This is a genomic window from Chroococcidiopsis sp. [FACHB-1243] (assembly GCF_014696895.1).
GTDB lineage: Bacteria > Cyanobacteriota > Cyanobacteriia > Cyanobacteriales > Chroococcidiopsidaceae > Chroococcidiopsis.
On record NZ_JACJQX010000001.1, the window covers coordinates 101,516 to 121,246 of the forward strand.

Sequence of the window (19,731 nt, forward strand, 5' to 3'; positions counted from 1 at the left end):
CTACTCCAATATTGCAGTTTTATTTAAGGCAATTAGTTGCTTAAATGCTTCATTATCGAGTTCTGTCAACCAAGATTCATCATTGCCAACAATCGCAGAAGATAGCTTTTTCTTGTCGGCGATCATTTGGTCGATGCGTTCTTCTAACGTACCCATTGCAACGAATTTATGTACGAAGACATTCTTCTTCTGACCGATCCGAAAAGCTCTATCTGTCGCCTGATCTTCCACTGCGGGATTCCACCAGCGATCGAAGTGAAAAACATGGTTGGCTTTAGTCAGAGTGATTCCCACTCCGCCAGCTTTTAAAGATAGGATAAATACCGATGGTTCTGTTTCAGGGTCTTGAAACTCGGCGATCGTTTCTTCTCTTTTATTACGGTTTGTCCCACCGTGAATGTAATAAGTATTGTAATGACAATTGTGCTTCAAATACTTTTCTAAAGGGTCGCAAATTTCTTTGAATTGACTGAAGATTAACATACTTTCTCCTTCAGAGATCGCCTCTTCTACCATTTCTATTAAACGGCTAAATTTGTGCGATCGCCCTGGAGAAAATTCGCTACCATCTTGTAAAAACTGTGCCGGATGATTGCAAACTTGTTTGAGTTTCAATAAAGTCGATAAAATTAACCCTTTGCGTTGAATTCCTTCAGATTCTTCAATTTGCTTCGAGACATCTTTTACGACAGCTTCATAGAGCGAAGCTTGTTCTTTTGTCAAGTTACAATATAATTTTTGTTCGACTTTATCCGGTAAGTCGTTAATAATCGATTTGTCAGTTTTGACTCGCCGTAAAATAAATGGTTCGACTAGTTTCTTTAAGCTAGTAGATTTAACTTTGCTATTATCTTTTTGAATTGGAATTTCAAACGATTTCCGAAATTGTGCTTCTTTACCCAAATAACCTGGGTTGAGAAAATTGAAAATTGACCATAAATCTAATAAACGGTTTTCTACAGGCGTTCCCGTTAAAGCAAGTCGATGTTTAGCTTGTAATTTTAAAATAGCGCGAGTTTGAGCTGCTTTCGGATTTTTGATATTTTGGGCTTCATCTATTACTATGCGCTGCCACGTTATACTACTTAAAAGTTTTTCATCTTTACGAGCAAGAGTAAATGAAGTAATTACCACATCGTATTTGAGACAGGTCGCTTTAAATTCAGCTTCATCTTTAAGGCGATCGCTACCGTGATGTACCATTGCTTGTAGATGTGGTGCAAATTTAGCAATTTCCCGCAGCCAATTTCCTACGACTGATGTAGGTGCAATTAATAAAGTTGGCGGTGTGGCAATCGCTTCTTTTTCATTGATGATTCTGGTAATCACCTGTACCGATTTTCCCAGTCCCATATCATCAGCTAAACATCCGTTGATCCCTAAAGCTTCTAAATATTGCAGCCAAGCTACACCACGTTTTTGATATTCCCGTAAAGTACCTTGCAACTGCGGCGGATCTGAAATTGGTTCTAGCTTGCTTTTGTCCTGCAACTTCGCCATCATTGTTGCTAAAGCATCATCGTGGTCAACTTCTAATTCATCTTCTGAAGCTGCTAATTTCATTAAATCGAGTAGCGACATCTCTGGCTGTTCTTTGGCTTGCGATTGCCAAAATTCCAACATTTGCCGCATTTTATCTTGGTCTAATTCTATCCACTGACCCCGAAATTGTACTAACGGGGTTTTAGCATTAACAAGTTGCTGCCATTCTTTTTGTGTGACAGCCTCACCTCCAATTGCCAATTCGTATTGATACTGTACTAGAGAGTCTAGACTGAAATATCCCTGGTTTGCAGTTGTAGATTTAGCGCCGCGTGAAGACGTTTTGAGACGAATCTTGGCGCGACGACGACCTTCAGGAGTCCACCAAGCAGGAACGATAACTTTGTAGCCTGCATCTTCTAATACCCAGGCGTTTTCTTTGAGGAATTCAAAAGCTTGTGTCAAACTTAGTTGTAAACCAATCGGGCGATCGGTTTCTAATCCTTCCCAAAGCAAAGGATACATTCTTGCTGCATATCCCAAATTCAATAACAAATCGGCTTCAAAATCCGTACCCAAATGTTTAAACCAAGCTTTTTTAGCTCTTTGGTTCATACCCCAATAATCGGATAGCGATAGCTTTAAAGAAGGGTCTTGTTTTGGCGCTACTAACAAGTCAATATTCCAATTATCTACGCGATCGGCTGGCGCTTCCTGGAGTTGAAAACAGAGGTCAAAAGCGGTAGCAGTTTGGGTACGGGTAATTTTTTCTTTCCAGGCGTACCACTGTTTGTATTCTATTAAAGCGCGATCGCTTTGTTGAGGAGTATTGTTAGATTGAAAGCATTTTTGCAGCAAGGAATCAGAGATTAAGCTATCAAATGCAGCCGTGGAAGGGGTATGAGTTATAATGTCTCGCAGTAGATATTCGGAAAAGTGTCGCAGCAAAGTTTCTGGAGTAAAAAACTCCACGCGATCGCCAGAATTTGCCCGTCCCGCAGTGCAGATAGCTGGCATATAATCAACATATTTTTGGACGATCGCATCGTATTGTTCTGAGACTATTTCCCAAGCTGGATAAATTTCAAATGGATTAGCTGTCTGTTTGCGCTTACTTTTGGTTGCTTGCAGTTCGCGATATTTTAGTGCTGGGATATATTGGTCTTTGAAGATAATTTCTTTAAAAGCTTGGGTGTAGTGATACCAAAATACTAAATCCGACCCAAATTGAATTTCATCAGCATTATTTAAAGCTAAAAAATGAATATCGTTGAGCAGTTTAATAATATGACTGACTTGACTGTAGCTGTAACTGCCTGTTTTGACGCTGGTATTAACTAGGTAACAAGCGATCGCCCAATATGCAAATCCTTCGTTTTCTGGATCGATGTCATCAAGATATCTGGCTAATTCTGGTGAAGGAAGGGGGCGATCGCTTGCAGTTGGCAGGGCAAAGTATTTAGTAGAAATGCGATCGTTCGTCTTGCCATAAGTAGCTGAGGCAATTCCCAATTGCTCAGTTAAGAAGGCTTCTAGATCTGCTGAAGCCAATTGAAAAGGATGGGTGCGCCGATCGGTGTTGCGACGTTTTTGGACAGTTGAAGTTTCTACCCACAGGTAAAATGCACCATCTTGAATGAAATCAGCTTCGGCAGATGGAATCCAAGTACCGTGGATGATTTTCATGGATAGATACCAGGTTTTTAATGTGGTGGATTGACAGGGGGTGTTTGTGCAGCTGTAGGCGTTGGTGATGGTGCAATGCTACCAGACTCGTAATCGCTAGGCAACATTGGCTCTCCTCCTTTTGTAGGCGGGGAATTTGGACTTGGTGCTTCTGGTGTTGGTGAGGGTGGTGGTTGGTTGTTGGTTGTTGGGGAGGCTTCTGGTGTTGGTGCTGGTGCGTTCTGGGGTGAGGGCGATGGTTCTGGTGATGGTTGAGCGTTTTGCGGTGAGGGTGATGCTTCTGGGGATGGTTGAGCGTTCTGGGGTGAGGGTGATGCTTCTGGGGATGGCTGAGCGTTCTGGGGTGAGGGTGATGCTTCTGGGGATGGAGATGGTGTTGGCGAAGATGGGGTTGGGGACTGCTTAGATGTTGGCGATTGTTCTGGTTTTGGTGTAGGGGATGGTGCAGGTTGAGGTGATTTATTCTTATTTGTCTTTATCGAGTTACGTTGAGGATTGGTTTTAGGTTGAGTAGGCGTGACAGTTGAGCGATTTCTGGTTGACGAGGTAGCCCTTGTTCTACGGTTAAAACCTTGCCCAGCATTGTTCCGCTCTTGTCTCCATCTGCGAGTGCCAGATCGAATTGTTGGGTTGACGGGGCTGCTGAGATTTTGCGTCCCACTTTGCCCAGAAGTGTTGGCTGCTGGCTGTTGCTCGGTAGTATTTTTTACAGGTTGAGTTGGTAGGGGAGCGGTTGAGTTTGCTTTTTGCGAGTTTTCTTTTTGTGGAAGTGTAATGTTCTTCTCATATCTAGCATCGGTGGGCGATGTAGGCTGAGGCGCAGGCTGGCTGGAGCGCGTGGGGATTGAGTTTTGAGGTGACTGAGGTACAGACTTCGGAAAAACTGTGCCGATCGCTAGAGTTACAATGCCAGCGATCGCGGCTAAACCACCACCAATCCACAAACCGCGTAAAAAAGATTGTTTGGCGGGGATCTCCTCGCTCTCGACAGATGGGGGTTCCATAACCGATACTCCAGGTTGGCTGGACGGAGAAAGCCAACTTGGGATCGAAGAATTATGAGTTTGCGATCGCCCGCCGCCTGTCAGACCACCTGAGAAACTTTGGGAATAAGTATGAGGCAATAGTTCCAGCCAATCGGCTACGGTAGCAGGTCGATTAACAGCTTCAATCTCCATTCCCAAAATAATCGCTCGTTCCACGTCAACACTTAACCGAGGATTGATTTGGCGCACGTTGGGCATAGGGATGCGATCGCGCAGGCTAGCGGCAACTGGTACTTTGGCTGTCAAGATCGCGTATAGCGTTGCTGCTAGGGCATAAACATCTGTGGCTGGAGTACGGGGGGCATGGGCGAGATACTGTTCTATGGGTGCGTACCCTTCCGAAACCATGTTGGTATGAGTTTGGGTTGAACCTGGAGTAAATTCCCGCGCAATCCCAAAATCAATCAGTACGACTTCCTGAGTTCCCTGGCGCAAAATAATGTTTTGGGGTTTCACGTCCCGATGCAGCAAGTTCTTCTGATGCACGACTTCCAATGCCGCACCAATCTGCCGGATGTAGTGAATTGCCAGCGTTTCTGGCAAGGGACGATCTGGAAACACCACCTTGGCGAGAGTTTGCCCGGGAATATAATCCATCACCATGAATGGCAAGCCGTCCTCAATGAAGAAGTCGCTGACTCGCACAATATTGGGGTGGACGCAGGCTGCTAAGCGTCGGGCTTCATCCTGAAATTGGCGCTGAAACTTAGCAAATTGCGGCGCTTGTCGGAGCAATTCATTCAGCGTTTTGACTACCACTGGTTGCCCTAAAAATTGGTGGGTGGCTTTATAAGTAATGCCAAATCCCCCCCGTCCTATTTCTTGTTCCAGGGTATATTTCCCACGCTGTAATGTTTTGCCAGCTAGCATACTCCCCTCAAGACTAATGCACGACCTTTAGGCTTGCTTAATTTTTCTGCCTCTTGCCTATGCTAAATCGCTTTTATGTAGAATTTTTAACTTGGTTCCACTTATAGACCTGTCACCCTCCGACGCGACAAAAAACCAGTATGGATTATACCAACCACTGCTACCAGCCGTACACTCATCCAGTCGTCCAATCTGCTTGCTGCGTAGCGAAAGCGATCGCGGCGTGACGTGCAGTTTTATTCTTTCTTTAGAGATGAAAGACGAGAAACAGTGAGGGCTACAGCGATGAAATCCAAAGCCATACATCTATCAGTCTAAGTTAGTCCCAATTAGTCTGGCTGAGAAGTTATGGTTTGTTAACTAACCCACAAGCCTCAAAATCGCTTCTTAGCGACCTAGTAACAACGCTTCTTCAATGCTAAAAATTTAAACAACTCCCTCGCTCTTTTATTAATTTTTATTACTGAAATGGACTATAGATCTCATTCCTGCTTCAGTTCTGACTTTATACTCGCCCCTCATTCGCGGTTACTCTGTCTAAGTAACGGTCATGGCGAAGATATCATTGCAGTTCGGATCGTCCAAGAACTCCAGCAGCTTTGTCCAAACCTCGATATTGCTGCTTTACCAATTGTCGGTGAAGGTAAAGCTTACGCTTGTCTGGGTATTCCCCTAATTGGTAGCGTAAAAATCATGCCTTCTGGTGGCTTCATTTACATGGATGGACGGCAACTGCTAGGAGATCTTCAAGGTGGCTTGTTACAACTGACTTGGCATCAGTTGAGGGCGATACGTCAATGGATGAAGGGAGCAGGGAGTAGGGAGCAGGGAGCAGGGGAGAAGAGAGCTGAGAAAGCTGAGGAAGCAAATCAAAATTCAAAATTAATTCCGAATTCCGAATTCCGAATTCCGCATTCTTTAGTATTAGCCGTAGGCGATATCGTTCCATTACTCTTTGCCTGGCGGAGTGGAGCGAATTATGCTTTTGTGGGGACAGCTAAATCTGAATATTACGTGCGGGATGAAAATGGTGTTTTGCCTGGGCGATCGCCTTTTGCCCGTTTAGAACATTGGTCGGGTTCGATCTATCATCCTTGGGAACGCTATTTTATGAGCCATCGCCGCTGTCGAGCGGTATTTCCTAGAGACTCGCTGACTGCTAAAATTTTGCAACAGCATAACGTTCCTGCCTTCGATCTGGGAAATCCCATGATGGATCGCCTCGAACCATCCCAACCAGTTTTGCAGGCGGCGAACCAAGTTTTGCAAATTCTACTCCTTCCTGGTTCTCGTCCTCCCGAAGTTTATCGAAATTGGGAACTGATATTGCAAGCAGTCAAAGATTTAATCGTGACTTTCGGCGATCGCCCATTGGTATTTTTAGCTGCGATCGTCCCTAATCTCGATTTAGAGCCTTTTTGTCAAGCTCTCGTAAATCTTGAATTTTCTAAAGCCTCCCTTTCCAAGGGGGGTTGGGGAGATCTTCCCAATACCAAAGCCTCCCTTTCCAAGGGGGGTTGGGGGGATCTTCCCGAGTCATTGACATTTCAACAAAAAAATGCGTCTATTATCTTAACTCAACACGCCTACAACGACTGCTTACACCAAGCCCAAATTGCGATCGCGATGGCAGGAACGGCGACAGAACAATTCATTGGGCTAGGCAAACCTGCCATTATCATGCCTGGTCAAGGTCCGCAATTTACCTATGCTTTTGCTGAGGCACAAAGCCGTCATTTTGGGGAATCGATTACTTTCCTCCAAAATCCTCACCAAGTTGGTGTTGCGATCGCGGCTTTACTCTCTAACCCCGAAAAGCTACAATCTATCGCTGAGAACGGCATTCGCCGCATGGGTAAACCGGGTGCAGCCCGCCGCATTGCCGAGTGCTTAATTGATAATATATAGCAAATGCCTGTAGGGGCGCACAGCTGTGCGCCCCTACACAAGACATTTAAACAAACTATATGCCTTTTAAAGGGGGGTTGGGGGATCGCCTACTTCGTCAACCCATCAAATACGCCTCGCAAAGCAGCGACAGCATCTTGAGTTCTTGCCCAAACGCTTTGATCTGGATCTTTACCCGTTAGTTCGCGGGTTCCCAAAACCTCTAGAATTCCTTTCAATTGCTCTTGATGAGCGCGGTTTTCAAAGTTGACTTGGTTAAGAGGCGCGATCGCATCCTTGACATCTTCCCCTGTCACCTGAGACGCTTTGTGAATAATCAATCCAGTCATAACAGCTTGGTGTTTGATCCGCTCATGAGCAGAAACTTTTTGATACAAAGATAGTTCGTTGCCATCCATTAAACGGTTGACTTGCTCTACATATTGCCCCGTTGTATCTCTATGCCCGACAGAACTACCACCAAACTTAGCAATAACTTCGTTAATGACAGTCAAATTTTGCCTGTCGTCTCTGAGAAAATCGTTTAAGCGATCGCTAATTTCTTTATCGCTACTGACAGAAGGAATCAGTTTCTCTTCATTGCTAATTAGCAACTCTTGTAGGGCTTTTAAATCTCCTAGTTCCGTTGCGATCGCTCTACGCTTGGTATCGTCTAAAGTTGCGACCATATTTCACTTTCCCTCCGATTGCTATGTCAAGCTATAAGCTCTCATATAAAGCTATTTATTTAAATCTTACTTGAGATATATTCTCAAGAAATTTGCAATCGATAAGGGCGCACACTGTGCGCCCCTACCAACAACTAGCAACCAACAACTATTCCCCAGTAATTGATAAATTATCGATCCAAATCCGAGGGCAAACCCCTGCTGGGGTTAATTCTGCCTCTGGTTCGACGAAAATAATCGACTGCAAGACTTCAAGGAAATCTCCCGCTACGGTAGCAGATTCGATACTCGTCCGCTTGCCATTGTTGACTACCCAACCATCGAAGGGGAGGGAGAAAGAACCCTGCAAGGCTTTAACTCCGGCATGTAAGGCATGTAAATCGTCAACAAAAATGACATTTTCAGCCGTATCTAAGTTGTATGTTTGGCTGGCTGGCTGGTTAGAAAAAACGTGATAGAAATGAGGACTAACCGTCACCTTTGCGCCAATATTAGCGTGTCCGGTGGGTTTTGCGTCTAAGCGCTTTGCAGTTCCTGCACTATGGAGAAAATTTGTTAATACTCCATCAGAGATAATCGAGATGCGACGGGTAGGCGTACCTTCACCGTCAAACGTTTCTCCAGCGATATTTTCGGGATGTAATGCATCATCGCACACCGAAAGCAAAGGTGAAGCGATTTGCTTACCGATAGATTCTGGTGTAGACAGACTTTGTTTATCCAGAATACTTTGAGCGTTGTATAGATTAGAAAAAGCACCCAGCAGACTTAAAAAAGCTTCGGGAGAAAAGACAACGCGATATTTACCAGACTTAACTTTCTCGTAATTCAAGTGACTGATAGTTTTTTCGGCTGCTTCTTTCAGACAAGCTTGGATGTCTAAGTTTTGTAAATTGCGACTAACGCGAAATGCGCCAGCAGAACGGGGTTTTTTCCCTTCTGCATCAGTTTTGCTGTAAAGATAGATCGAAGCATAGGAACGAGCTTCATGACGTGTCGCACCTTCACTATTAAGATAAAACCGATCTAAATCTCTTTGCGATAAACCATTGTAGGGTACACCCGCGATCGCGGGGTGAGCAGCCAAGAGTTCTTTTTCAGCCGAGATGAGGGTTTCAATTAACTTAGCTACAGGTGCTTGAGGTGCTGTAGTTTTTGTATCAGCAGTTATCGGCGCGATTGCTTCTGGGCTAAAATCTGGTACATTTTCTTTAACCCCAAAAAAACTCGCTTCATAGGCAGTTTTCAAAGCAAGTTCGATACCTTCAGGATACACGTCAGTCGTGCTAGTAACTCCTACGGTATTGTTTTCATTCCACACCCGCACCGTCACCCCAGAACGATTTGAAGCTTTGACTTGTTTTGGTTCGCCTGAATCTACCTGCACGCTAGTTTCATCAACAGAAGAACCAAAAATATCAAATTTTTGAACGCCAATTTTACCAGCACTATCTCGAACGTAATTTGCAAGTTCTTGAATATTCGTCATACTCTTTACTTATCTACTTAAAATGCGATCGCGCAAAGACGCTAAGCATCCTTTGCGTCTTTGCGTCTTTGCGTGACAAAATTCTCATCTTCCGCCAACCGTAATCGAATCTACCTTAATATGAGGTTGTCCGACAGTAACGTAGATACTACCGCTAACAGAGCCGCAGAAACCCGCCGCTAATCCCAAATCCTGGGAACACATAGAAATCTTATTCATAATTTCCTGTGCGTCACCAATCAAAGTAGCACCTTTGAGGGGTTTGGTAATTTTGCCATTTTCAATTAAGTAAGCTTCTTCAACCGCAAAGTTGAATTGTCCTGTCGCGCCAACACTACCACCACCCATTTTCTTGCAATAGATCCCTTTATCAATCGAACCAAAGATTTCTTCGTTGGTATAGCTACCTGGTGCGATGTAGGTGTTGCGCATCCGCGAGGCGGCGGCGTAGGTATAACTTTGTCTGCGTCCGCTACCCGTTCTAGGGTGTCCGGTACGTAGGGAACCAGCGCGATCGCTCAAGAAGTTTTTCAAAATGCCATTTTCGATCAATAATGTCCGTTGGGCTGGCATTCCCTCGTCGTCCATATCAATCGTGCCGAATGCACTGTCGGAAAGTCCTTCATCCCATGCAGTCAGGCTTTCATGAGCGATTTTTTCACCCTTCTTGTCAGCGAAAGGAGTGGTTTTGCGTTCGATTTGGGTAGTTTCCAGCAGGTGTCCGCAAGCTTCGTGGAAAATTACGCCACCAAATTGATTTGCCATCACGATTGGATACGTACCCGATTCTACATAATCGGCATACAACATCTTACCTGCCGATTCTGCCACTTCCTCAGCGGTTGATTTGTAATCCCAAGCTCTGAGAAAATTAGGAGCGCTAGTACTACCTGCCCGTTGTCCGATGGAAGTCCGATGGATGCCATCCGCACACAACAAGTTAAATCCTACCGATTGTGTCAAGCGAATGTCTCTAGCAAATGTGCCATCACTGGAAGCAACTAAGACTTCTTGCCAATCGCGGAAATAGGTAGCGCGTCTCGATTGGACGTGGTGTGCTTTGAGTTGTAACTGTTGGTTGGCATCTAGCAGCACTTCTCCCATTTCGCGAATCGAACTACAGCTAGCAAACCAGCTATCTTTTCCTTTAGTGGTAGCGTAGTCGCGTAGTAGTTCTAAATTAATCGCAGGGATGTAGGCGTTGGGTGCTGGAAGTTGCAACCCTAGAATGGAAAGTCCTTTTTCTAAAGCGGCTTTGAGTCCGTTAAATGTTAAATCGTTGGTGCTGACATAGCAATCAGCCTTACCGCGAAACACTCTCACCCCTGCACCAGTCGATAATCTGGGGGAGATGCTGGCGATCGTGTCGTCTTCTGCTAAACAGTTAATATAGTTAACTCGTTCCAAGAAGAATTCTACAAAATCTGCACCTGCTGCTCTTCCCAAACCTAGTAGGGTAGCAAGGGGTGCTTCCCAAGTTTCATCAAAGCGATCGCGTTTTAATTTATAGTCCAGGTTAGGCAGTTCTCTCGATAGCAGTAGGCTACTCGGATACGTCGATAGCATCATCGGGCTTGAGCGTCCTTGTTGAGGATTTACTGACACTTTAGACTTTCAGTCTAACAAACTACCATCAGCTCAAGCTGTAGGGGTATCGCTACGTTAAAGTAGGGTGCGTTATTTCAAGCACTACAAACTACTGCTGTTAGATAGATGATTTACTTTACGAGCGCTCAGCTTCATCTTGACAGTAAAACCTCTAAATAAATATACTATAGTAGCCTGTATAAAAGTATGCAGGGTATGGTGTATAACACAGCGCGTAATATTACCGCAAGAAGCCAACGGACGAAGTGTTGCATAACAGTTCTTCTCACATAGTTTTAAAGACGGGCACTCTTTAATGAGTGGATACTTATCGTGCGCTAAGGAAGTCACATGGATGCCGTCAATCTTGCTTCTTTAGCTTTGGTAACATACTTACTTTTATGATATCCAATTCTTTTATTGAACCATCAGAAAAATGGTTCAAAACTCGTGGTTATATTCATTTTGATAGTAGAGTTTCTCGTATCTTTGCTGAGAAATATGTATGGCAAATAAAAAACATAGAAACTCATTCATTTCTTCCTTTCTTGTCCTACAAAAAGAAAGCGTGTCGATACAAATCCAAAGATGGAAAGACAGAGCAGAAGAAACGCAAGATTCTTTATGCTAGTCACCTTGATTCTCATATTTATGCATGGTATTCATACTGTCTGAGCCAGCAGTATGAACAAACTGTCCAGAAGCAATCATTAAATGAGTGCGTTTTAGCCTATAGAACTTTAGGTAGATGTAATATTGATTTTTCTAAAGAAGTATTTGATGAGGCTTCTAAGAGAACACCATGTACTGCAATAGCGTTTGACATATCTAGCTTTTTTGATAGCATTGACCATAAAATACTAAAAAATGCTTGGTGCAGTCTACTTGGAGTAACTGAGCTGCCACTAGACCACTATAAAGTATACAAATCTATTACTAAATATGCTTACGCCGATCGAGATACAGTTTTTCAAGAATTTAAAATTGAGAATAAGCAACTAGCATTGCAGCAGCGGATTTGTTCTTCGCAAGAATTTCGAGAAAGAATCAGGGGTAAAGGTCTAATTCAAACCAATAAGACTGCATGTGGAATTCCGCAAGGTTCTCCAATCAGTGCTATTTTGTCCAATGTGTTCCTCATTGAGTTTGATCGGCTAATGACGCAGATAGCGAATGATACAGGTGGCATTTATCGCCGATACTGCGATGACATTCTTTTAATATGCCAGCCAGATAATACAGAAGATATAAAAACCTTCGTTGCTGAAGAAATAAGCAAGTATAGTGAAAAATTATTTCTCAACCATAACAAAACAGAAATCTGTGAGTTCCGAAGAGATAGTCATGGCTACGTTGTAGGATTACCTCCTCTACAATATCTAGGCTTTACATTTGATGGTCAGCGTCGCTTGATACGTTCTCAGGCTCTTGCTCGTTACTACCGCAAAATGAAAGCAGGTGTTCGTGCAACAGTGAAAGTAGCTTTAAAATCTGAAAAATCTCAGGTTTATAGAAAAACGCTGTATGAAAAATATACTCACTTAGGTAGACGCAATTTTATTACCTATGCCATGAGAGCTGCTGAAATTATGGAGTCAGATGCAATTCGCCGTCAAGTTCGCAGTCATTGGAAGCAGCTTCATGATGCAATTGATGAGTCATCTACTTAAAAACTGACCTATCTCCTGCTGTTCCTCCCCATCCTCATCACCTATTTAAGACTGAAGTAAGTTAACTGCTTCAGCAAAATAGAATTTGTCAAAAGCTACAATGCCACAGTCTCTATCGGAAACCCCCCGCTCGGCTTCTTGTAAAAGGTACTGCTCCAACTCTAGCGGCAGGTTAAGGGTTAGTGTCATAAGCTTCCAAGAATATACCCTATATTTTAACCCTGCGAAGTTATGAATCAGACTAATGCTCCCAATCGGCATTTCAATGAAATACGATCGCTCTCAACTTAAGACAAAAAGCGATCGCATCTCTCCCACTCTCCCCACATGGTAAGGGCGATCGCTTTATCCTGTACAAATACTGTAGTCTCACTTGTCATCCAACGACAATCTAGGCTTAATATTGAAAAATTACGCTGAAAACATAAATTCTCTTTTAGATTTAGATATCTAGATTGAGTCCAAAATTCCCGATGCCAGAAGCCAACCTCACCGACCAATTATCCATCCCGACTCCCGACTCTAGTACGGGCGCACAGCTGTGCGCCCCTACAAATAACTGGGAACAGATCCGCAACAGCTTGCGCCCAGGACAGCAACAGATGGCAGATTGGCAGGGGGGACAGTTGGCAGTCTCGGCAGTGCCAGGGGCAGGCAAATCGACGGGAATGGCAGCAGCAACGGCAATTGCGATCGCCCGCTATCAGTTACACGCTAAACGTGCGATTGTTGTTGTTACCTTTACTCGTTCTGCGGCAGCAAATATTAAAGGTAAGATTCGCAGATATTTACGAGAAGAGTTATTTTTACCACCAAGAGGATTCACTGTCAATACCCTACACGGTTTAGCGCTGAATATTGCCAGCCGCTATCCTGACTTGTCGGGATTGCCCTTGGATAGCGCGACGTTAATTACGCCCAATCAGAGCCATCGCCTGATTCGGACTTGTGTAGAACAGTGGATTGCTGCTAATCCCCGCTTGTATTCTCGGTTACTCGAAGGTAGGCAATTTGACGGCGAAGAAACAGAACGCTTGCGGCGACAGTCGGTATTGCGGACAGAAGTACTACCAGCCTTAGCTTATTTAGTCATTCACGAAGCGAAAAGCTCTGGATATCAACCGCAACAGTTGCGAGTGTTGGGCGAACAGGCAATAGATGAATATGAAATTTTGACCATCGCTGCCGGATTGTACGAACAGTATCAGAATCTAATGCGATCGCGCGATTTAATCGACTACGACGACATGATTTTGGCAGCGCTACGGGTACTAGAAAATCCTAGCGCCAGACGCAACGAACAAAAGCAAGTTTTTGCCGTATTTGAAGACGAAGCTCAAGACTCTTCACCCCTGCAAACCAAACTCTTAGAAATTCTGGCGCAAGATCCAGAAAACCCAGATTTACCACCAAATTTAATTCGAGTTGGCGACCCCAACCAAGCAATTAATTCTACTTTTACCCCTGCCGACCCAATCTATTTTCGTCGCTTCTGCGAAGAGTGCCAGCAGCAACAACGTTTGGCGACAATGGATATGGCAGGACGCAGTACTAGGATTGTCATTGCCGCAGCTAACTTTATGTTGGGGTGGGTGAATGGAAGGGAGCAGGGAGCAGGGAGCAGGGAACAGGGAAGAAGGGGACAAGGGGGACAAGGGGGACAAGGGAGCAATTCTAGCCACCAGCCACTAACCACTAGCCACGCACCACTGCCATTTCGAGCGCAAACGATTTATCCGGTTAGCCTGGACGACCCGCAGCCGGATGCTAATCCTGCACCAATTGGTGGGGGATTGGAGTTGCATACGCCTCGCGATATTCATCACACGGCAGAATTGATTGGTCGGCGGGTGGTGGCATTATGTCAAGCAGGATTGAATGGAGAACCCACTACAGAAACGCCGAACAGTCTGCGGATGGCTGTTTTAGTCAGGGAAAATAGACAGGGACGATGGCTGGCTGAAGCGATCGCGCCGATTTGCCAAGAGCATAATATCGTAGTATACGAGGTTTCAGAAAGCGATCGCCATTCTCAAGTTCCGGCGGAAGTGCTGGCGCTGCTGCAATTCCTCGACCGTCCCCACTCTCCTGACTATCTCAAAGCTGCCTTGGAAGTTTTGGTACAACGCCAGTTAATTCAGCCGCAAGATTTGAATGCTCTAGCAACCATTCCCGAACAATTTCTGTATCCTGGTCCTTTAGACGCACCTCAACCCGAACCAGCTCAAAAAGCAAGTCATTTGTGCCGCAGCTTGCTCCGCGCTCGAATGGAGCTACCTCCCTATCAATTAATTTCCTTTCTTGCCTTAACTCTAAATTACGACCAAGCAGAACTCGCGACAGCAGATAAGCTGGCGGAACGAGTGCAGCAACAACTTGCTGGTAATGGCAACAATAATTTGGCTGCCATGTTGCTAGTGTTGAGCGAGATCGTCAATTCGGAACGATTTGAAGCGGTGGACGCGGAAGATTCCGAAGCGCGTTATACCCGTCCTGGGCAACTGACAATTATTACCATGCACAAAGCGAAAGGATTGGATTGGGACTGCGTATTCATTCCGTTTTTACACGAAAATACAATTCCTGGAAATCTGCGCGTTTTACCTCAAGCTCATTTTTTGGGAGATTTCACCGTTGCAGAAGTTGCCCGCGCCCAAATTCGCGCTGCTTTGCACGAACAATTTCCCTTACCCGATGTTGCTACGGCGTGGGAACAAGCAAAACAACTCAAGACAGCAGAAGAGTTTCGCTTACTTTATGTTGCCATCACTCGCGCCAAACGGTTACTGTGGATTTCCGCGGCACAAAAAGCACCTTTCACCTGGAGCAAACCTGAAAATTTAGATAACAGTCGCCCCTGTCCGGTATTTTCGGCTTTATTGCGCCAATTTCCGCGATCGGTAGTCACAACATAACAATATTGACTGTCCCGAACATAATTATCAGCAGCTCGTCTCTCTCAGTCGCCACAAATGCCTAGAGCGCAAAGTGATGGTATTATCCGACTGGTTTACTATACTTCCCTGGCGTGACTCCAACAAAACGCTTGAATTGCCTGGTTAAATGACTTTGATCGGCAAAACCCGTTTGTTGCGCCACTTGCGCGATCGCATATCCTTGTGATAAAAGCCTTTTTGCTTTTGCCACCCGCACTTGAGTTAAATATTCGTAAGGTGGCATACCAACGCGATCGCGAAATGTTCGTAATAAATAAAACGGACTGAGATTGGCGATCGCGGCAAGCTTATCTAAAGAAATATTTTCCGTAGAATTCGATTCTAAATATGACTTAATCCGTACAATTGGCTGGTCTTCTCTACCTATTTGTTTCAGTGTAGGGCGATCGCCTACATGACGTTGAATTAATTTTACTAACGTCCCCAGCCAGCGTGTATCTTTTTCTAACTGCGATGGCGAAGTTTCTAAACTTTGGTGTAGTTGTAATATCTGTTGAGCAAGCTGGCGATCGTCAATCACGGCTTGCGGAAAATAAGGCATAACCTGTCGCCCCACAAAAGCCTCAGCCGCAGCTTGTTGCAATAAACTCACATCGGGATATAACACGCGATATGTCCAACCATGCTCGACTCCCGCACTTCCCGTATGCACCTCACCGGGGTTGACAATCACCACCGTACCAGCAGGGGCAAAATGCATTTCGCCTTGGTAAGTAAACTTTTCTACCCCTTGTTCGATGACACCGATAGTATAAGCTTCGTGAATGTGTCGGCAGAAAGCATGAGTAATATAAGTTGCTCTAAGTAACTCCAAATTACCAAACTCCGGCTGTCGCCAAAACTTAGCACGTTCGCACCTAGCTGGAGTTCTAGCAGCGTTATCCATAAGATAGCAGTTCGTAGCGATCGCTTTTCCCTGACGGAAGATTAGCACTAATGGCAGTTGCCGATCTAAGATATTGCTGACTAATCGTTCTTCCCTCAAAATGTCTCGCTCAAAATCCCTGCAATATTACATTCTGGCTCGATTGCTGCTGACACCACTCATGCTGTGGACGATCGTGACTGTGGTATTTCTGTTGTTAAGAGCAACTCCTGGCGATCCCGTCGATGCCGTGTTAGGAGGACGCGCCCCAGAAAGCGTCAAGCAAGAATATCGGCAACGGCTAGGGCTACTCGATCCATTGCCAATTCAATACATCCGTTACATTGGTAGTCTTTTGCGTTTCGATCTCGGTAGTTCCATTACGACTCAAGGGGAATCCGTTTGGCAAACCATCGGACAGCACTTCCCCGCGACGGCAGAATTAGCCGTATTTAGCATGGCATTTGCGCTCATCATTGGAATTAGCGTCGGAATGCTAGCTGCTTCCCGCCCTAATTCTTGGTTAGATGTAGGGGGGCGATTATTTGGGATTATCACTTATGCCTTACCCTTATTCTGGGTAGGAATGTTAATGCAGTTGGTATTTGCGGTACAGTTGGGGTGGTTTCCCTTGGGAACGCGCTTTCCAACTTCTATACCCGCGCCTGAAGGTTTTACAGGACTCTACACTATTGATAGTCTATTAAGCGGCAATTTTACCCAATTTTTCAGTGCTATCTATTACCTATTGCTGCCGAGTCTAACTCTAGGACTTTTACTATCGGGAATTTTCGAGCGCATTGTTCGCGTCAACCTCAAACATACCCTTAAAGCTGACTATGTAGAAGCTGCCCGTGCTAGGGGAATTCCCGAACGACGGATCTTATTTGCCCATGCTTTAAAAAATGCCTTAATTCCTGTGATTACGATTATGGGACTGACTTTCGCCTCTTTATTAGGTGGAGCAATCTTAACTGAAGTGACATTTTCTTGGCCTGGTTTAGCCAACCGCCTCTACGAAGCAATTTCCTTGCGCGATTATCCTACCGTTCAAGGGATTTTAGTATTCTTTGGTACGATCGTCGTGCTTGCCAGCATCATCATTGATATTCTCAATGCCTCTATCGATCCCCGCATTCGTTATTAATACTACTGGTAAGATCTAGAAGACACGCAGGTTGTAATGGTAATGGGTAATGGGTAATTGGTAGTTGGTGGTTGCTAGTTAGAGCGGGTTAGTTTTCATGCCTGGTCATCACTGTTATCTCCTATATCCTAATTTTTGACATTTAACTTTTGACTTTTGACTTTTCCAAACGGCGTTTCCATCTGTGGTTCGAGCGCTTAATGGCGATCGCAGCTACAGTAAATTTTGGTCTAGTCATTTTTGACTTCACCTACGTCCCCTGGCGCGATTTTTACCTCAACCGCATTCCTGAAGTTACAACAATTTACGATCCAATTAAAGGTATTGAGCCGCACCGCGAAACTCAGCAGTATTTAAAGCTAGTCAATGCCTTAGAACAACAGGTGAGTCAAACAGGATTGCAGTCACCCCAGACAGCAGCCGTGTTAGAGCAACTACGCCGCTACAGCAGTGACATTATCGAAACTAATCCGTTTGCCTTGGCAAATAAGACGGGGACGCTAGAAAGAATTAAAAATCGAATGCGCGATCGCATCGGTGAAGAATCTTCGCGTACTGCTTTTAATATTTTTTGGAGTCAAGAATATCTACTCAAAGCTGGGTGGCAAAAAGAGATTGACTTTTTCAATCGCAGTATTCGCCCTTTAGTTGCCACAAATTATTATCGTGCGATCGGTGAAAACGGAGAATTTATCGACGAATTCTGGGGAATTGACGCTTATTTCATCGTCCTGTTTGGCGTAGAATTTCTCATCCGCACTTTTATCATTAGCCGTCGTCATGTTGGTTTGAAATGGCAAGATGCGATGTTATGGCGATGGTATGACATTCTACTCATCGTTCCCTTTGAGCTATTACCTTTTTTGCGCTGGACGTGGCTGCGAATTATTCCGGTAACAATTCGCTTGCACCAAGCAAAATTATTAAATTTAGAACCAGTCCGACGACAAGCGACTCAAGGATTTGTCGCCAGTTTGGCACAGGAAATCACTGAAGTCGTTTTAATTCAATTTATTAATCAGTTACAAGTTTCGGTACGACGGGGAGAGTTAACAAATTGGCTATCTGCCAGCTCTAAGCGGCAACCATACATAGATTTAAATAATATTAACGAAATTGAGACGATCGCTTCTCTGGTCGTCAACGTCCTCGTCTACCAAGTCTTCCCCCAAATCGAACCAGATATCATTGCCATTTTACGCCACAGCATCGAAAGCACCCTCGACCAATCCCCTCTCTATCGCAACATCCATAATCTACCAGGAGTCGGCAACTTACCCCGCACGCTAAGCCAGCAACTAGCGACCTCCATTACCCAAAATTTTTATACCGCGATCGTCAAAGCTGTAGAAGATCCGGTTGGGGCAAAAATTTCCCGCCAGCTAGCTCAACATTTCAGCCAAGCTTTAGGTACGCAAATGCAGGAAAAACATACCTTAGAACGCATTCAATCTCTGATTTCTGACTTTTTAGAAGAAGTCAAACTCAACTACGTCCGCAGACTAGCACAAGAGGATGTCGAGCAAATTATGGAACAAACCCGGCTGCTTAAGAGGGGAGTTGGGAGTCGGGAGTCGGGAGTCGGAGAAAAAGAGAGCTGAGGAAGCAAGACAAGTCGCGCATTCGCAATGAATTCCGAATTCCGAATTCTCTCCACGCACCACTCATCACGCACCACGCCTCTTTCTAGATGCGCTAAACTCAAATGTAAGGGCGAAACGAATTTGTTTCGCCTTTAAACTTTCTGGAAAAATTACTGTTTCTCAGGAAGTGGGTGTCAACCCCGCTTTTTTTATGTCTGAACAATGGCTCATCCCTTAATTCCTCAAATCATTGAACTCGCCTCGCCTGTAGCAGAAGATCTAGGATTGGAAATTGTTGATGTTGTTTTCCATACAAACCATCGTCCGCCAGTGCTGCGCGTGGACATCCGCAATCCACAGCAAGACACCGGACTAGATGACTGCGAACGCATGAGCCGCGCTTTAGAAGCAACGCTAGATACAGCAGATGTCATTCCTGATGCTTACGTGCTGGAGGTTTCTAGTCCTGGGATATCGCGCCAGCTGGTTGCAGATCGAGAATTTGTCTCTTTTAAAGGATTCCCTGCGATCGTCACCTTATCCGAACCCTACGAAGGTCATACAGAGTGGACGGGTCAATTAATTAAGCGCGATGAAACAGCGGTGTTTTTGAATCAAAAAGGTCGGGCGATCGCCATTCCCCGCTCTCTCATCACCAGGGTACAACTGGACGAGCGCGACTAGATCGGGGGTTAGGAGTTAGGGATTAGAGGTTAGGGAAATTTTGAACTTTAGATTTCGGATTGCAATCTCTCCCTTGTCTCCCTTGTCCT

At 44.9% G+C, this 19,731-nt stretch carries 14 protein-coding genes; 6 read left to right on the forward strand and 8 right to left on the reverse strand.

The genetic code is table 11. From position 1 onward, the window contains the following. The 3 genes from H6G17_RS00475 to H6G17_RS00485 are packed head-to-tail and all read right to left on the reverse strand — an operon-like array spanning position 1 to position 5,390. Positions 1-3,168, reverse strand: a complete 3,168-nt coding sequence (locus tag H6G17_RS00475; protein WP_192153414.1) for a DEAD/DEAH box helicase — start codon at positions 3,166-3,168, stop codon at positions 1-3. Between the two features lie 17 nt (positions 3,169-3,185). After that, complete coding sequence (locus H6G17_RS00480) at positions 3,186-5,084, reverse strand: serine/threonine-protein kinase (protein ID WP_192153415.1); 1,899 nt, start codon at positions 5,082-5,084, stop codon at positions 3,186-3,188. Between the two features lie 57 nt (positions 5,085-5,141). After that, positions 5,142-5,390, reverse strand: a complete 249-nt coding sequence (locus tag H6G17_RS00485; protein ID WP_146149751.1) for a hypothetical protein — start codon at positions 5,388-5,390, stop codon at positions 5,142-5,144. Positions 5,391-5,552: 162 nt separating this feature from the next. Here H6G17_RS00485 and H6G17_RS00490 point away from each other — a divergent pair, with 162 nt between their 5' ends. Continuing rightward, positions 5,553-6,992, forward strand: coding sequence for a lipid-A-disaccharide synthase-related protein (locus H6G17_RS00490; protein ID WP_192153416.1), 1,440 nt, complete (start codon positions 5,553-5,555; stop codon positions 6,990-6,992). Positions 6,993-7,081: 89 nt separating this feature from the next. Here the strand turns inward: H6G17_RS00490 and H6G17_RS00495 are convergent, their stop codons facing one another. The 3 genes from H6G17_RS00495 to H6G17_RS00505 all read right to left on the reverse strand — a co-directional run bounded on the left by H6G17_RS00495 (position 7,082) and on the right by H6G17_RS00505 (position 10,718). Beyond that, on the reverse strand, positions 7,082-7,660 hold the full coding sequence (locus H6G17_RS00495; protein WP_192153417.1) for a hemerythrin HHE cation-binding protein: 579 nt from the start codon (positions 7,658-7,660) through the stop codon (positions 7,082-7,084). A 148-nt stretch (positions 7,661-7,808) separates the two neighbouring features. Then, positions 7,809-9,149: a TldD/PmbA family protein gene (locus H6G17_RS00500; protein ID WP_192153418.1), complete on the reverse strand. Its 1,341-nt coding sequence runs from the start codon at positions 9,147-9,149 to the stop codon at positions 7,809-7,811. 84 nt (positions 9,150-9,233) lie between these two features. Further along, positions 9,234-10,718 carry a TldD/PmbA family protein gene (locus tag H6G17_RS00505; RefSeq protein ID WP_192153419.1) on the reverse strand — a complete coding sequence of 495 codons (1,485 nt, stop codon included), beginning with the start codon at positions 10,716-10,718 and terminating at the stop codon, positions 9,234-9,236. 419 nt (positions 10,719-11,137) lie between these two features. On the opposite strand from H6G17_RS00505, the gene drt2 reads away from it, so the two are divergent. Further along, the gene (gene drt2, locus H6G17_RS00510; protein ID WP_192153420.1) at positions 11,138-12,406 is read left to right on the forward strand and encodes an antiviral reverse transcriptase Drt2; all 1,269 of its coding nucleotides are present in this window, start codon (positions 11,138-11,140) and stop codon (positions 12,404-12,406) included. A 45-nt stretch (positions 12,407-12,451) separates the two neighbouring features. On the opposite strand, the gene H6G17_RS00515 is transcribed toward drt2, so the two are convergent. Further along, the gene (locus tag H6G17_RS00515; protein WP_192153421.1) at positions 12,452-12,595 is read right to left on the reverse strand and encodes a hypothetical protein; all 144 of its coding nucleotides are present in this window, start codon (positions 12,593-12,595) and stop codon (positions 12,452-12,454) included. A 284-nt stretch (positions 12,596-12,879) separates the two neighbouring features. Here H6G17_RS00515 and H6G17_RS00520 point away from each other — a divergent pair, with 284 nt between their 5' ends. Beyond that, positions 12,880-15,321 carry an ATP-dependent helicase gene (locus H6G17_RS00520; RefSeq protein WP_192153581.1) on the forward strand — a complete coding sequence of 814 codons (2,442 nt, stop codon included), beginning with the start codon at positions 12,880-12,882 and terminating at the stop codon, positions 15,319-15,321. An 82-nt stretch (positions 15,322-15,403) separates the two neighbouring features. On the opposite strand, the gene H6G17_RS00525 is transcribed toward H6G17_RS00520, so the two are convergent. After that, positions 15,404-16,348 carry an AraC family transcriptional regulator gene (locus H6G17_RS00525; RefSeq protein ID WP_242038173.1) on the reverse strand — a complete coding sequence of 315 codons (945 nt, stop codon included), beginning with the start codon at positions 16,346-16,348 and terminating at the stop codon, positions 15,404-15,406. A 1-nt stretch (position 16,349) separates the two neighbouring features. Between H6G17_RS00525 and H6G17_RS00530 the strand changes: the two genes are divergently transcribed. The 3 genes from H6G17_RS00530 (at position 16,350) to rimP (ending at position 19,642) form a co-directional block, all read left to right on the forward strand. Then, positions 16,350-17,375 carry an ABC transporter permease gene (locus H6G17_RS00530; protein WP_015157064.1) on the forward strand — a complete coding sequence of 342 codons (1,026 nt, stop codon included), beginning with the start codon at positions 16,350-16,352 and terminating at the stop codon, positions 17,373-17,375. Positions 17,376-17,575: 200 nt separating this feature from the next. Next, entirely contained in the window at positions 17,576-18,976 is a 1,401-nt protein-coding gene (locus tag H6G17_RS00535; protein WP_192153583.1) for a hypothetical protein, read from the forward strand. Positions 18,977-19,180: 204 nt separating this feature from the next. After that, on the forward strand, positions 19,181-19,642 hold the full coding sequence (gene rimP, locus H6G17_RS00540) for a ribosome maturation factor RimP (protein ID WP_192153422.1): 462 nt from the start codon (positions 19,181-19,183) through the stop codon (positions 19,640-19,642). The last annotated feature ends 89 nt before the right edge of the window (positions 19,643-19,731 follow it).